Below are 14,184 nucleotides of genomic sequence, written 5' to 3' on the forward strand. Positions count from 1 at the left end.
GACAGCGAAGATTCCATAGTGGGTTCAGCGGGAGCGCAGTGTGAACGTTTGCGGGCCAGGTCGATGGATCCTCAGCACCGGCTGCTGATCGACCTCGCGACCGCCCGACGCGCGGTATTCCACCACGTCGGCATCCTGGTCAGGTCCTCCGCAGTACCGGAGGTCTTCACGACTAGCCTCGGCATCATGCTGCGTATCGCCGACACCCGCACCGGCCGCATCGTGGAGATTCCTTCCGCACACCGCCACCTGCTGCGCATCTGCGTCCATCTGCCGGTCATCGACACCGGGATCGGCGCGGTGCACCTGCGGGCGCCCTTGACCGGTGACGTACTGGCGCGCACCGTGGAGCTGCATGGCCTGCAGTCCCTCACGGTCCTCACCGTGCCGGACCTGCCGCATGAGCAAGCCCAGGCGCTCGATCGCGCCATGGCCCTTCTCGGCATCCACCCGCCCGCCACCGTCGGTGTTCACGATGTGACCGAGGCCCTTTGCACCGCTGCCGATGTGCACCTGCTCGCTCACGGCGCCCCCGGACGGGACGCCGTCGGCGGGGTCTGGATCGACGTGGGCCAGGTCAGCCCAGCACCCCCGGACGGGGGTGTCCCGGACCGTGGCCACCTCCTCGCCTCGGGTCTCCTTGACGCATTCGCCCCAGCGGGAACCGATCCGCTGGCTGTGAGGATGCTGTTGCTCGGCCACGACTTGCGTACGCCGGTCACGGTCACCAGCACCGCGCTCGCCGAGGCCCGGCGGATGCTGAGGCACTGGCGGGAGCAGGTGGCCGATTGGGCGCAGGAGCCGTCCAGGCCGATCCCCGCAGACGTGCTGCGACAGGCTCATGCCGCGCTCGCCGATGATCTCGGCGTCCCCGCTGTCCTGGAGATGCTGGACGGTATGGCGACGCGCGCCGACGTGCCGGCCGGTGCCAAGTTCGAGACGTTCGCCTTTCTCGACCGCGTCCTCGGGCTGGACCTCGCGCGCCAAGTGGGCCACCAGCCCTGGGCGACGCCATGACGTCGGGCAACCCCCGGCGCCTGGCCGCTCTGCGGCACGCCATGCGGATTCGGAGGACATCCTGCAGTCGCAGGACGGCTTGACCGTCCGCCGTGCGGCCCTTGCCAAGTCCTGCTCGGCCGGCCCCGGCGTGAACGCCTCATGGAGCTCGCAGGCAGTGATCGTGCGCTTGAACCGCGGGTACGCATTTCGTTTCATCGACGCCATGCCCGCATGATCCCGAACTGCTCACGCGGGCGGAGCACGCACGGCTGGTACCGGAAGCAGATGAAGAAACCTTACAAGCTGGGGTTTTGCCCTCAGCCTGGATGAGGCCGACGAACGCCGCGAGTTCGCTCGGCAGACGCCGGGCGAACTTGGCGCGGCGGAGTTCCAGGATGCTGGGCGGTGATGGCATGTCTCGATTGTTGCCTGGGGACTCGGAGCACGTGCGGACGGCAGGCCCAGGTGCCTCGCAGACGAGGGCGGCGTGCGCATGACTCCAGCGCAGTGTGCGACCGCTGTGGCGGCCGGAGTCCGCAGGGTCTTTCGTTTGGATCAGGCCGGATGAGTGAGCGGGGTCTGGTGCGTGCGATCGCAAGGCGGAGGAGGGAGGCATGGCGGAGCCATGCCGACCGTCGACAACGCGGCGAGCGTGCGTGCCAGGGCATGCGAGCCCGGCAAGATCCAAACGAGAGGCCCTAGGGCCTGATGCCGGTGTCGGTGAGGATCTGTTCTGCCGATGTGCAGTTGCCGTCCTGTACGGCCATGATCATCGCGGCGCGCGCGGCCGACGCGGGAGCCTCTGGCGGGATCACCAGGAAGGAGAAGTGGTCCCGAGGTCCGCGAGTGATGATCATTGTGTCGTCGTCGACGGCGGACCAGTCGACGCGGACCATGCGGTCGTCGATGACGAGGTGGCCCGGAGCGTCGTCCCAGGCGCTCGCGTCCAGACCGACGCGTGCGACGGGGCCAAGCCGGGCGGTCAGGGCGGTGATCAGGCCCGGCAGTTGGGTTTTGAGGTCACGGGTGCGTGGCCACCACGCGCCGTCGAACAGCCCGACACGGCTGGAGGTTGTCTCCATCCTCAGAACGGCCGCGCCGGGAACAACCGGCTGGTCGCTTGTGTCCGAGAGGAGCAGGAGAGGAGCCGGGGTGTCGGCGGTCATGATCTGCCGCCCCTCTCAGGACTTTCCTGCACGGGCGGACTGCGCATGGTGTCTCACTTCCGGGCGCGACGGCGCGGCCAGAACCGCCCGAAGCCTGCGATGCGATGGTCGCGGTGAACGCCAGTGGTACTCGAAGCCGCGTGTCCGCGGGAATCGGGCGGATCCGCCGTGGGCCGAGTGCGAAGGTTCGACCTGGCGCGGCCGTAGGGGAAGGCCGCGATGCGTTCGTAGTGTTGGGAGTTGAGCATGTGAATCGCGAGCGTGCCCAGAGCTGTCATCGCCAGGAGCACGAGCACGGTGACGAAGGTGTCCATGATCGTCACATCCCTTCTGTCGGATCCTGTACCTGAGCAATGTCTGCCGGGGCAGGCAAAAGTGATGTCGGTTGGCGCGCTCCGTGGCCGCCTTCGGAGTCCCAGACCCTCTCCCGGGTCGCGTCCCAGTCGGCCTCGGCGGCGATCCGGTAGAGCTCGGCCTCCTGGATCAAGCCGCTCGCGGTGAGACTGCGCAACGGATCAGTGGGCGCGGCCATCAGACGGGCCGCTGTGCCGGGGCTGGTCTCGGGTGGGATCACGAGCAGGTCCCAGCGGCCGGCGGTGTAGGAGAGCAGCAGCAGTTTGTGCGGGTCCTGCTCGGCCTTGAACCAGCCCACGTGGACCACATGCCCGTGGACGGGCACCTTGCGTGGGATGACTGGCCAGAACGTGGGGTTCACAGTGACGCGAGTGATCCGCCCCCACATGGGGTCCAGTACGGCCGTCAGCGCGGGAAGTTCCGCCGCGATGTCGCGGGACCGGGGCCACCACGCACCGTCAATCAGAGCCGGAGCCGTGCCGGCCGGCGCCAGCATGAGTCGGAGGGGCGGCGAAGGGGTCCGGTCTTCGACCGCGGATGTATACAAAATGGTCGCGGTCATGACGCGGACCCTGCCCCGGGCCGGTGCAGGTCGACCCGGTGTTGTGAATCGCCGGAGACGACACGAGCGTGAAAGCTGGTGTGCGAAGTGTCCTCGGTAACTTCAGGATACTTCTGGACAGGGTCCGACGGACTGATGCGGAGCGATGGGTTGAACGGTGTGCGGGAGCCCCGTCAGCGGATGGGACGCCGCCGAGCGCGCCGGGACCGTCGCACGCCGATGAAGGCGACATCGGCCACAAGGAGCACGATGCCGATGATCAGCAGATAGCCCAGGCCCTCTGCCGCGACGCCGATGAGCCCAAGTGCGACGGACACCAGGACGAGAAGCAGGAAGAGCGCCATCATCCGAGCACCTCCTTTGTACTGAGCTGTACTGAGCGCGGGCGGTCAGCGGCGCGCGAGTTGCCGTTCGCCCTTGGCGCCCGGCTGGTAGGTCAGGCCGTAGTGCTGGAAGATCGCTTCCTCCTGCTCGGCGGGCAGTACGTCGTCCGTGCCGATCGAAGGGGCCTTCTTCACGAGTCCCTTGGCGTAGGAGACCTTGAGGTAGGTCGGCCCGAGGATGGCGTCGTCGAGGGGAACGAAGACCAGGCGCTGGCGGGTGAGGAGACCGGTCCGGACGGTGGCCATGGCCGGTTCGTCGGTGGTGGTGTCCACATAGATCGCTTCGAGCAGGCCGATCTTGCGCTGCTTCGGGTCGACGACATCGTGGTTGCGCCACTCTCGGATGTCGGCTGCCTGGATCATGCCCTCTCCCTCCTGAGCGGGGCGCCAGTCGGTGCCGGCCGTCCCACCGAATGTCGCGGCTGAGCACCTGGACGGTTGCCCTCCGCCTTTACGGCCTGCCCCGCCAGCCCCTGACGCCACGCCCACTCACCCAGTCGGATCCGTGCCTGGGTGTCCCAGTCCCGTGCGACCGCATGGCGGGCGTGGGCTGACGCAAGACCGGGCTCCTCGATCGCCTCCGCAGAGCGCCACTGTGGCCTCAGTCCCCATCCGAGCTCGCCCCGCAGGCGAGCCGTGGCGTCGGCTGTGTTGCCGCGCCGACCGCTGTACAACGGCCCCGGCGTATACACGCCGGGGTCGCCCTTCCGGGTGGTTGCACGTGAGAGTGCACCAACCCAGAGCCAATTTTACCGCCCTACTGCACCATTTCCGGCGTAACGGGATTTACGGGCAGTGTGGCCCTCGAGCGGCTCGGACACGGCCCCGGGCGTCGCATCAACCGCGCTCTTCTTCTTGAGCCTCCATGCGTCGAATGCCTTGGTGTGTCAGCGTGACCATGGCGGGCGTATTGCCCGTGGCCCAGTCGACCACGATCAGGTCCTCGCCCACCAGATAAGTGCAGGCAGCAGCCAGATCCTCTTCGCGGATCCCGAGATCGAGAAGCAGCTGCGCCCCGGTGACACCCAGAAGGCGGTTGCCTTCCGTGGTCTCGTACAGAGCCTGCATGATCTTCTCGCGGTACGCCTTCCGCTCGGCTAGTGATGCCATGACGCCCTCTTCCTCCTGAGCGGTGCGCGACCGGCGCAAGCCGTCCCCGGGGCAGCCGTACTCGCACCGGTAACCCTCCGCCTATCCAGCCTGCTCCCGTTCACTCGCGGACGCCACGGTCAGCCACTCCGCGCTCGGTGTATCACCTTGAGGAAGACGCGTGGTTCGAGCTCTGGTCGTGCCTGTGCCACCAAGGGACGGTGTACCCGGCCAGCTTCGCGGCATTGCCGCTCCTGGCTGACATAGCGATGGGCCGCAGCTCGGGTGATTACCGACAGGCCATAGCACTGGCTGGCCGGATCACTGCCGAAGAGAAGCAGCTGCACCCGGCTGGCTATGTGCACGAGCACTACCCTGCGGCCATCGCCGACCTACACCGCGCGACGCTGCGCTACCTCACGGAGGTCCCCTTCGAAGGGGACGAGACTGACTACTGGGCTGAGTGGCGCTCCGGGCGGACTGTGCGGATACGGCAGCTCTCCAGATGTGAGCGTACGCGGGGGATGGCGGGTTCCGGCCCGGGCCTCTCACGCCCAGGCCAGCCCCGCTCTCTGCGCCCATTACGCTTCGGCGGGCTCGGCCAGCCCGGCAAGCCATTCGAGCCGATCGGGATTGAGGCGCAGGTCCGCCGCCGTGAGGTTGCTGGTGAGTTGCTCGGCCGTGGCCGCTCCGGAGAGGACGATATCCGCCCAGGGCCGCGCGGCGACCGCGACGGTGTTGCCTCCTCAGCGGGGGCGGTGCGAGGCGCCTTCGGCCGGCGTGTCGTCCCGTCCGCCACCGGGACTGCTTGGACCCGACGGCCTCGGAGTGGAGCAACCCGTCCTCGATGTTGAGACTGTCCCTGGACATGGACGTGTCCAGGACGCGGCGCCGTGTTTCGACCTCCGTTCCGGCGTGCGGGGCCTGGAGGTACGCCCCCTGCCTTCGGCGGTGGGACCCCGCCCCAGCCTCCCCCCGGACTCCGTCCCGAGGGACCTCCATGGCTGGGCGAGGGTCGCGATAGCGGTTACTCCTTGCTGGCCGAGCGGGCGCCGTGACGGCGTGCCCGGTGCGCACGTTTGGTTGACGTGCTCTCGTCGATTTGCTCGATTGTGTCGTAGTTGCGCCAGCCGGTGAGGCGTCCTTCGGGGTTGTACCTGGCTGACAGTCCGGGGGGATCCATGTGATTTCCGTGGTCCCGGACCAGGTTCTGGGGCAGCATGACCACTGCTGTGATGCCGCTAGGTGATGAACTGCGGAGCTGGACGCGTATGCCGTGGCGGCCGGAGAGCTGGCCGACGACGAACACACCCATGCGCCGCGCCACCGAGACGTCGACGACTGGCGGGTTCAGGAGCCTGTCGTTGGCCTCCTCAAGGTCCTTTGCGGTCATGCCGATGCCGCTGTCCTGGATTTCGATTTTCGCGCCGCCGCCGGACAGCAGCTGGCTCGTGACGAGCACCTCGGTGTCCGGAGAGGAGAACGTGGTCGCGTTCTCCAGCAGCTCCGCGATGAGGTGAACGATGTCGTTCACTGCCCGGCCGTCGACGTCCGCGGTTACCAGTCCGCGTAGCTGCACACGCTGGTACTGCTCGACCTCACTGGAGGCGGCCCGGAGGACATCCACGAGCCGGACCGGGGCGCTCCAGCGGCGGCCCGCCTCCTCGCCCGCGAGGACGAGTAGGTTCTCCCCATTGCGGCGCATGCGGGTGGCCAGGTGGTCGAGCTTGAAGAGGCTGGCGAGCAGGTCGGGGTCCTGCTCGCCGTTCTCCAGATGGTCGATCAGCTCCAGCTGCCGTTCCACGAGGTACTGGCTGCGCTGCGAGAGGTTGACGAACATCGCGTTGATGCGGCCTCGCAGTTGCGCTTGCTCGAAGGTCAGCCGTACGGAGTCGCGATGGACTTCGTCGAACGCCTGGGCGACACGGCCGATCTCGTCGACTGAGTTGATGCCCGCGGGCTCGACCTTGATGGGCTCCAGTTGCGTGTCGCTGGAGCCCCGCAACAGCCGGACCACCTCGGGCAGGCGGCGTTCCGTGATATCGAGCGCGGAGGCGTGCAGGGTGTGCAGCGGGCCGACAATGGACTGCATGACGACGTGCGTCACACCGAAGGTGAGCAGGAGGATCAACAGCACGACGAGCGAGGTGATGAACACTGAGCGCTCGGCCTGGTGCTGTTCGCGCGAGCTCTCGTCTTCGACCGATCCGACGAGCCGCTTCTCGACCAGACGCATCAGCTCGAGCTTGCTCGTCATGGTGTCGAACCACTCGTCGGCGTCGAGGCGGAGGCGGCTGGTGCCCTGCCGTGCGAGCACCTGTTTCTGGAGCACCTCAGTCTTGTTGACGTCCCTTCCGGTGACGGTGCGCTCGTAGAACTGACGCTGGGCCGGCGGCGCAGCGGACCGGAACTCGCCGATCAACGCCTGTTGCTGCCGGCTGGCGAGGGTCAGGCCCTGGGCCTCGTTCGAATCGAAGTGTCCCTGGGTCAGCACCCCGCCGAGCAGCGCGCGTTGCCGGGAGGCTGCCTCCGTGGCCTGTGTGAAGTTCTCGAGCGCGCCGGCCCTCACGGCAAGGGTCTGGTGGGCGATGGCCGGCGTGAGAAGGTCAAGGGCGTCGGTGAGCTCGGTGATCAACGCCGTGTGTGCGTTGACCACGGGCAGCAAGCGCATTTTCGAGTGGGCTACCGTGTGGCGCAGTGACGCCACCTTGCCGCCAAAGGCGTTGAGCACCGCGAGCCGGGTGGCCAGGACGGGGTTCGTCCCGCGGTGGACATGGGCGGCCTCGGCACGGACCCGGGCGAGCGCCGCGTCGACCTGGGAGCGCTGAGTGTCCAGCCGGCTCGTGTCGCCCGTACGCCCGGCCGCAACGTGGAGCGCGGTGAGATCGCGTTCGTCCTCAAGCTCCTCCAACAGCCCCGTGCCCTTGTCGACGGTACGAACGAGCTGGCGGACGTTGTTGACGTCCTGTGCGTTCTGCACGGCCGAGCCGATCCGCAGACCGCCGAGTACGAGCGTGGTGATGATCGGGATGAGCACCACAGCCACCAGCTGGGTACGCACACTCCAGTTACTCGGGGCGAACTCCGCGTGGTTGCTGCCCCTGTACGGGCGACGCCCTCCACCTGCACGCGCGGGGCCCGGATCGGTATTGCCCGGCTCGGTACTGCCGTTGTCGGAACCGTTGCCTCTCGCCTGGGGCGTCTGCACCGGTTCCGTGCCGTGGCGATGCACCGCGGGTTGTGTTTGCACTTGCCCTCGCACCTTCTTCCCGCCATTGAACGTGCGCGATTCGGGGGCGCGTGCACGCATCGCGGACGCTGCTCTCATCGCGCGAGTGCGCTTGTCGTGACGTCGCTGAATGAGGCCATGCCTCGTGCGTCCCCTGGCAGGTGCCTGGGGCAGCGAACTACGCGTCGGTCTCGGAGCTGTTCAAGATCGCAACCACTTCGTCGGCGGTGTCGGGAGCCACCCCCGTACTGGCCCACCGGCCGGACACCACGTTCATGACGCCGCCCCTGTGCCTGGCCGCTCGCTCCTCCGCCCGCTCGCCGCGGTGACGGTCGCGAGGGCAGACAGAATGAGCACGGTCGACGCCGCGCCGGGGTCCTCGTGACCGATGGTGCGGGCGCCGAGATAGCTCGCGCGGCCCTTCCGGGCCTGCATGCCGGCGGTCTGCTTCAGGCCCCGCACGGCGGCGTCGGACGCCGCGCGGGTGGCGTTGGTCAGGTCGCCGCCGGTGTCGATGACGGCCTGGTAGGCGGTCACGGCCGGGCTGAGGGCGTCGATCATCGTCTTGTCGCCCTCGAGTGCCGCGCCGATCCGCTGGATGCCGGTGAGGGCAGCCGCCAACGCCTCCCCAAGTTGTGCCGCAGACACATCGGGATCCTCGCCCAGGGCCCCCGCGGCCTGCCGGAACCCGGTGCCGTACAGCGGTCCCGAGGCCCCGCCGGTCTTGCTGATCAATGCCCGGCCGACGGTGGCGAGCACCGCACCGGGCGTGGACGGGTCGGTTTCGTCCAGCATCGCCACCGCCGCCTGCAGGCCACGGCGCATGTTGATGCCGTGGTCGGCGTCGCCGACAGCGGAGTCGAGGCGGGTCAGATGATCGGCGTTGTCGACCACCAGTCGGGCCGCCTCCTGGATCCAGGCCCGGAACATGCTCGCGTCCATTGTCGTCCTTCTCCCTCGTACGGTCTGTCGTCGGTGTCCGAGGCCGTTCAGCGTCCCCAGCGCAGCGCGGGGGTCTCGACGGGGGCATCCCACAGATAGGTGAGCTGCGGCGTGAGCCGGCACACCGTGATCGTGCAACCGGCCATGTCCAGGCTGGTGATGTAGTTGCCGACCAGGTTGCGGGTGATCCACACGCCATGGCCTGCGAGCCACTCGGCAACCGCGGCATACACCACGTACAGCTCGATCAGCGGGGTGCCACCCAGGCCGTTGACCATCACGAGCACTTCGCCTGAGAGCGGCATGTCGGTGTGGATGGCGTCCAATGCGATACCGACGATCTCCCTGGCGGAGACGAGCCTGCCGCGGGCGCGACCGGGCTCGCCGTGGATGCCCACGCCCAGCTCGATCTCGTCCTCGCCCAGCTCGAAGCCGGGCTTGCCCGACGCGGGCACCGTGCACGGCGTGAGCGCCACCCCGAAGGAACGGGACCGGTCGTTGACCTCCCGGCCCCAAGCCGCGGCCGAGGCCAGGTCCGCGCCAAGCTCGGCAGCCGCACCGACGATCTTCTCCATGAACACGGTCGCCCCGGTGCCCCGCCGGCCCGCCGTCCACGTGCTGTTCTCCACGGCGACATCGTCATTGACCACGACGCCCTCCACCCGCACGCCTTCGTCGGTGGCCAGCTCGGCGGCCATCTGGAAGTTCAGCACGTCGCCGGTGTAGTTTTTCACGATGTGCAGCACCCCCGACCCGCCGTCAACGGCTCGCGTGGCGGCGAGGATCTGGTCCGGCACGGGAGATGTGAACACCTCACCGGGACAGGCCGCATCCAGCATCCCGTACCCGACGAACCCGCCGTGCAGCGGCTCGTGCCCGGACCCGCCACCTGACACCAGGCCGACCTTCCCAGCAGTCGGCCCGCCCGCGCGGGCGATGTAGCGGTCGGACATGTTGACCGTCAGCGAGGGGTGCGCGGCGGCCACGCCGACGAGAGCATCGGCAAGCACCTCATCGGGCGAGTTGATGAGCTTCTTCACGGTTCAGGCCCCTTCTCGACTGGATAAGAACATCAGCAGAAATCCATCAAAATGGTGTGGATCAGCGGGATTTGTCAGGGCGTCACCTTGTGCGTCACACAGGTCCTTTGATGGGCCGGGTCCGGTCGGACCTGCCCACGCTCGACTGATCGCGCCATGTGCGCGGCTCGGGTCAGGGCAGCGACGGCAGGCAGCACTGCTCGACGAGTCGCCAGACCTCTTCGGGGGTTTCGCGGGTGAGTGCGATGGCCGCCAGGGAGGCGCAGGTGTCACGGCGCAGGCGGCGGATGCGGGCGCGGACCTCGTCGAGGGCAGCGGGGGCAACGGAGAGAATGTCGCAGCCGAGGCCAATGAGGAGCGGGATGACGAGGGGGTCGGCTGCGGCGTCGCCGCAGACGGAGACCTGACGATTGTGGCGGTGGGCGGCGGTGACGACCTGGGCGATGGCGTGGGGTACGGCGGGGTGGGCGGCCATGGCGGGGTGGCGGTGGGGTCGCGCCGGTCCAGGCCCAGGATCTGGCAGGTGAGGTCATTGCTGCCGATGGAGAGGAAGGCGGCCTCGCGGGCGAGGTCGTCGGCCGCGGCGACGGCTTCGGGAAGCTCCACCATGATTCCCAGCGGCGGGGGCGGGACGCCGACTTCGTCGGCTGCGGCCTGGAGAAGGCGTCGGCAGGCACGGAGTTCGTCGATGCTCGCGACCATCGGGATCATGATGCGCAGATCGGTCTCTGCTCCCGCGCCGAGCAGGCTGCGGAACTGATCGGCGAAGGCGTCCGGTTGGGCCAGCATGAGCGGCAGACCGCGGCCGATCCGCGCGCCTTGGAGGCTGGACAGGAACGGCGGCAGTTTGTCGTCGGCGAAGTCCAGGGTGCGGGCGGTGACGGTCTGTCCGGCGAGTGCGCGCAGGACGGGGACGAGGGTGGCCGCGTGCTGGTTGCGGGTGGGCCAGGCGGGGTGGTTGAGGAAGGGCAGCTCGGTGCGGAGCAGGCCGACACCCTCGGCGTTGGCCGCGAGGGCTGCGCGGGCGTCGGCCGGGGTCGCCACGTTGGCCCGGAGCACCATGGGGTGGTGGTCCAGTGTGTGGGCGGGCAGGTGGCGCTCTTCGGCGAGGGCGAGGCGGCGGGTGCGGGCGGCGTCCATGGCGTGCAGCGCGCTCGCGCGTTCGTCGTCGTCGGGGTGGGCGACGGCGGTGGCCTGGTCGGTGTCGAGGAGGATTTCCTGCCCGTCCGGCAGGTCGAGCAGGGCGGGGTCGACGGCCAGGAGGAGGGGGATGCCCTGTGAGCGGGCGACGATCGCGGCGTGGGAGTTGGGGCCGCCGGTGACGGAGATGGCGGCGGTGACCGTTTGGCCGGGTTCCAGCAGGTCTGCCGCGCCGATCTCGTGGGCGACCAGGACGAGGGGCTGGTCGGGTGCGGGGCCGGTGTCGCCGTGCAGGTGGGCCAGGACGCGGCGGCCGACTTGCCGTACGTCGGCGGCGCGTTCGGCCAGGGTCGGGTCGTCAAGGCCGGCGATGGTCCGGGCATAGGTGTCGATGGCCTGCCGGACGGCGACGGGTACCGGCTGGCCTTGGTGCGCTCGCTTGATGGACTGTTCGCGCAGATCGTGGTCCTGCGCGATGTAGCTGTTGACCTCCATGATGTCGGCCTCTTCGTCGTTGCCCCGTTCACGCAGCGAGGTGGACAGCTTGAGCAGGCGGGCGGCGACGGCGTCGAAGGCGTCGGTGATCTGCTGTGCGGCGTCGCCACCGGTGCGGTGGGGGAGCACGGCTCGGGTGAGCGGGCGGTCGGTGCGGTGGAGGAACCCCAGGGCTATGCCGGGTGCGGCGGTGTGCCCGGCGTAGGTGTGGCGGATCATCGGGTAGCCACCACTTCGGCGAGTGCGCGGAAGATGAGGGCGGTGGAGGTGGCGCCGGGGTCCTGGTGGCCGATGCTGCGGGCGCCGAGGTAGGAGGCTCGGCCCTTGCGTGCCTGCATGGGGGTGGTCGCGCGCATGCCCTCCTCGGCAGCGTCGGCGGCGGCCAGGGCCGCGGCGGCGAAGTCGGCTCCGGCGCCGACGTGTTGCTGGAAGGCGGCCAGGGCGGGAGCGTATGCGTCGATCATGGTCTTGTCGCCGGGTGCGGCCGCGCCGAGCTTCTGGACGCTCTCCAGGCCGGCGGCGAGTGCGGTGGCGAACTGCTGCGTGTCGGCGGTGGGTGCGTCAAGGGCCTTGCCCATGGCGCGGAAGGCGCCGCCGTAGAGCGGGCCGGAGGCGCCCCCGACGCTGGAGATCAGGGTGGTGCCCGTCTTGACCAGCACGGCCCCGACGGTGTCCGGCTTGTAATCGGCCAGGGCCGTGGTGACGGCGGAGAAGCCGCGTTTCATGTTGACGCCGTGGTCGGCGTCGCCGATGGCCGAGTCGAGCTGAGTGAGGTGGTCCTTGTGCTTGTCCACGGCGGCGGCAATGGCCTGCACCCACGTGCGGGCGAGGTCGGTGTCCACGGAATCTCCGTTCATGGTCGGTGCGTGGCAGGTTCACGGTTGGGTGAGCCGGGGGCGGGGGCGGATGCGGGGGTGCGGTCCGGGCGAGATGGCGCGGGAAGGCTCCCGCCCGGCCCTCGCGTATCGCGCGGCCCCGCCCCCGGCTCGGTTCAGGCGCCCCAGCGCAGGGCTGGGGTGTTCACGGGTGCGTCCCACAGGGACAGCATGTCGGCGTCGGCCTTGCACACGGTGATGGAAACACCGGCCATGTCCAGGCTGGTCACATAGTTGCCGACGAGGTTGCGGGCGATGACGATGCCCTTGTCCGCCAGGGCGGCCGCGACCTCGTTGAAGACCACGTACAACTCGATAAGGGGTGTGCCGCCCAGGCCGTTGACCAAGACGATGGTCTCGTCCCCGGCGGCCAGCGGCTGGTCGGCCAGGATCGCGTCCAGGGCAGTGGCCACGATCTCCTTGGCCGGCCGGAGCTTTTCCCTGGCGCGTCCGGGTTCGCCGTGGATGCCGACGCCGACTTCCATTTCGTCCTCGGGCAGGTCGAAGCCGGGCTTGCCGGAGGCGGGGGTGGTACAGCTGGTCAGCGCCACAGCGAAAGACCGGGATGCGGCGTTGACCCGCTTGCCCATCTCCGCCACCCCGGCGAGGTCGGCGCCCTTCTCGGCGAGAGCGCCGGCGATCTTCTCGACGAAGACGGTGGCTCCGGTGCCCCGGCGCCCGGCGGTCCAGGTGGAGTCCTGGACGGCGACGTCGTCGTCGACCAGGACGGTCTCCACCGTGATGCCCTCCTCGGCGGCCAGTTCGGCGGCCATCTGGAAGTTGAGGACGTCGCCGGTGTAGTTCTTCACGATGAACAGCACGCCCGCGCCGCCGTTGACGGCCTGCGCGGCGGACAGCATCTGGCCGGGTACGGGCGAGGTGAAAACCTCCCCGGGACAGGCCGCGTCCAGCATGCCCAGTCCCACGAAGCCGCCGTGCAGGGGCTCGTGCCCGGAACCACCGCCTGAGATCAGGGCCACCTTGCCCGTCCTGGTGCCGTCCGCGCGGGCGATCACCTTGTTCTCCGCGTCGACTTTCAGTTCGGGGTGGGCGGCGGCGATGCCGGCCAGGGCCTCGTCCAGCACCGCCTCGGGGGCGTTGATGAGCTTCTTCATGACAGGGCTCCTTCGGCAGAGGCGGGCTGGGCGGCCCGGTTCTCGGCTGCGGTTGCGGCGGCTGCCTTGCGGTGGGCGTTGAGAGCGGTGTAGAGGACGCCGGCGGCGATGGCGCCGATCACCTCGGCGGCCAGGTAGACGGGCAACTGGTCCCAGTGGACCGTGCCGTTGAAGAGCTCGCCGGTGATCATCGGGCCGAGCGTCCTGGCCGGGTTGATGGACGCCGCGGTAGCGGGGGCCACAGGAATGATGATCGCGAACACGCCGAGGCCGATGGCCAGGCCCGCGAAGCCGCCGGCCGCGCGCCGGTCGATGGCCCCGAAGACGATGAACGCGAGGATGAACGTGCCGATGGCTTCGGCAAAGAAGGCCTGGCCGGCGCCGACACCGGTGCCGTAGGCGGCGATACCGAGGCCGACGTCGACCGCCTTCTTCCCCAGCACTCCGACGATCGCAAGCGCGCCCAGCACCGCCCCGGCCACCTGGGCCGCGATGTAGCCGGGGACATCCCGCCAGGGCATCTTCTTGGTGGCGGCGAGCGCCAGGGTGATGGCCGGGTTGATCTGGCAGCCGGAGATATGGCCGATCGCGTAGACCATGGCGATGACGGCGGTGGCGAAGGCCAGCGAGATCATTCCCAGCTGCGCCATGGTGAAGGGGGCGTCGCCGCCGACGATGAGCGTGGCGGGGACCGAACCGACACCGATGAACACAAGCACCGCGGTGCCCAGCATCTCGGCGAGAAGCTTCTGTGGGTAGGTGTTTTCTTCCATGATGGCGCCCAGTGCCGAGCGG

14 protein-coding genes are annotated in these 14,184 nt (G+C 69.1%); 1 reads left to right on the forward strand and 13 read right to left on the reverse strand.

The annotated features are described in order from the left end of the window. Window positions 1-63: 63 nt before the first annotated feature. On the forward strand, window positions 64-1,017 hold the full coding sequence (locus SLUN_RS20945; protein ID WP_108150552.1) for a cysteine--tRNA ligase: 954 nt from the start codon (window positions 64-66) through the stop codon (window positions 1,015-1,017). Between the two features lie 680 nt (window positions 1,018-1,697). Here the strand turns inward: SLUN_RS20945 and SLUN_RS20950 are convergent. The 13 genes from SLUN_RS20950 to SLUN_RS21010 all read right to left on the reverse strand — a co-directional run bounded on the left by SLUN_RS20950 (window position 1,698) and on the right by SLUN_RS21010 (window position 14,162). After that, window positions 1,698-2,165 carry a DUF5994 family protein gene (locus tag SLUN_RS20950; RefSeq protein WP_108150554.1) on the reverse strand — a complete coding sequence of 156 codons (468 nt, stop codon included), beginning with the start codon at window positions 2,163-2,165 and terminating at the stop codon, window positions 1,698-1,700. Between the two features lie 53 nt (window positions 2,166-2,218). Continuing rightward, window positions 2,219-2,479 (reverse strand): hypothetical protein, encoded by a 261-nt coding sequence (locus SLUN_RS20955; protein ID WP_108154857.1) that lies wholly within the window; start codon window positions 2,477-2,479, stop codon window positions 2,219-2,221. 5 nt (window positions 2,480-2,484) lie between these two features. Then, window positions 2,485-3,081: a DUF5994 family protein gene (locus SLUN_RS20960; RefSeq protein WP_108150556.1), complete on the reverse strand. Its 597-nt coding sequence runs from the start codon at window positions 3,079-3,081 to the stop codon at window positions 2,485-2,487. A 173-nt stretch (window positions 3,082-3,254) separates the two neighbouring features. Continuing rightward, window positions 3,255-3,428, reverse strand: coding sequence for a hypothetical protein (locus SLUN_RS39525; RefSeq protein ID WP_159100295.1), 174 nt, complete (start codon window positions 3,426-3,428; stop codon window positions 3,255-3,257). Window positions 3,429-3,470: 42 nt separating this feature from the next. Next, window positions 3,471-3,827, reverse strand: coding sequence for a PRC-barrel domain-containing protein (locus tag SLUN_RS20965; protein WP_108150558.1), 357 nt, complete (start codon window positions 3,825-3,827; stop codon window positions 3,471-3,473). A gap of 474 nt (window positions 3,828-4,301) precedes the next feature. After that, window positions 4,302-4,574 carry a hypothetical protein gene (locus SLUN_RS20970; protein ID WP_108150560.1) on the reverse strand — a complete coding sequence of 91 codons (273 nt, stop codon included), beginning with the start codon at window positions 4,572-4,574 and terminating at the stop codon, window positions 4,302-4,304. A gap of 1,006 nt (window positions 4,575-5,580) precedes the next feature. Beyond that, window positions 5,581-7,614 carry a sensor histidine kinase gene (locus SLUN_RS20980; protein ID WP_159100296.1) on the reverse strand — a complete coding sequence of 678 codons (2,034 nt, stop codon included), beginning with the start codon at window positions 7,612-7,614 and terminating at the stop codon, window positions 5,581-5,583. A 441-nt stretch (window positions 7,615-8,055) separates the two neighbouring features. Next, on the reverse strand, window positions 8,056-8,724 hold the full coding sequence (gene dhaL, locus SLUN_RS20985; RefSeq protein ID WP_108150564.1) for a dihydroxyacetone kinase subunit DhaL: 669 nt from the start codon (window positions 8,722-8,724) through the stop codon (window positions 8,056-8,058). A 47-nt stretch (window positions 8,725-8,771) separates the two neighbouring features. Beyond that, window positions 8,772-9,764 carry a dihydroxyacetone kinase subunit DhaK gene (dhaK, locus tag SLUN_RS20990; RefSeq protein ID WP_108150566.1) on the reverse strand — a complete coding sequence of 331 codons (993 nt, stop codon included), beginning with the start codon at window positions 9,762-9,764 and terminating at the stop codon, window positions 8,772-8,774. 3 nt (window positions 9,765-9,767) lie between these two features. Then, window positions 9,768-11,618 carry a putative PEP-binding protein gene (locus tag SLUN_RS20995; protein ID WP_108150568.1) on the reverse strand — a complete coding sequence of 617 codons (1,851 nt, stop codon included), beginning with the start codon at window positions 11,616-11,618 and terminating at the stop codon, window positions 9,768-9,770. Further along, window positions 11,615-12,256 carry a dihydroxyacetone kinase subunit DhaL gene (gene dhaL / locus SLUN_RS21000; protein WP_175314196.1) on the reverse strand — a complete coding sequence of 214 codons (642 nt, stop codon included), beginning with the start codon at window positions 12,254-12,256 and terminating at the stop codon, window positions 11,615-11,617. Before dhaL (SLUN_RS21000) ends, SLUN_RS20995 begins: the two co-directional genes overlap by 4 nt. 134 nt (window positions 12,257-12,390) lie before the next feature. Next, entirely contained in the window at window positions 12,391-13,389 is a 999-nt protein-coding gene (gene dhaK / locus SLUN_RS21005) for a dihydroxyacetone kinase subunit DhaK (RefSeq protein WP_108150572.1), read from the reverse strand. After that, the gene (locus tag SLUN_RS21010; RefSeq protein ID WP_108150574.1) at window positions 13,386-14,162 is read right to left on the reverse strand and encodes an MIP/aquaporin family protein; all 777 of its coding nucleotides are present in this window, start codon (window positions 14,160-14,162) and stop codon (window positions 13,386-13,388) included. Before SLUN_RS21010 ends, dhaK (SLUN_RS21005) begins: the two co-directional genes overlap by 4 nt. Between the last annotated feature and the right edge of the window lie 22 nt (window positions 14,163-14,184).

Source organism: Streptomyces lunaelactis, from assembly GCF_003054555.1.
In the GTDB taxonomy this organism is placed as follows: Bacteria; Actinomycetota; Actinomycetes; order Streptomycetales; family Streptomycetaceae; genus Streptomyces; species Streptomyces lunaelactis.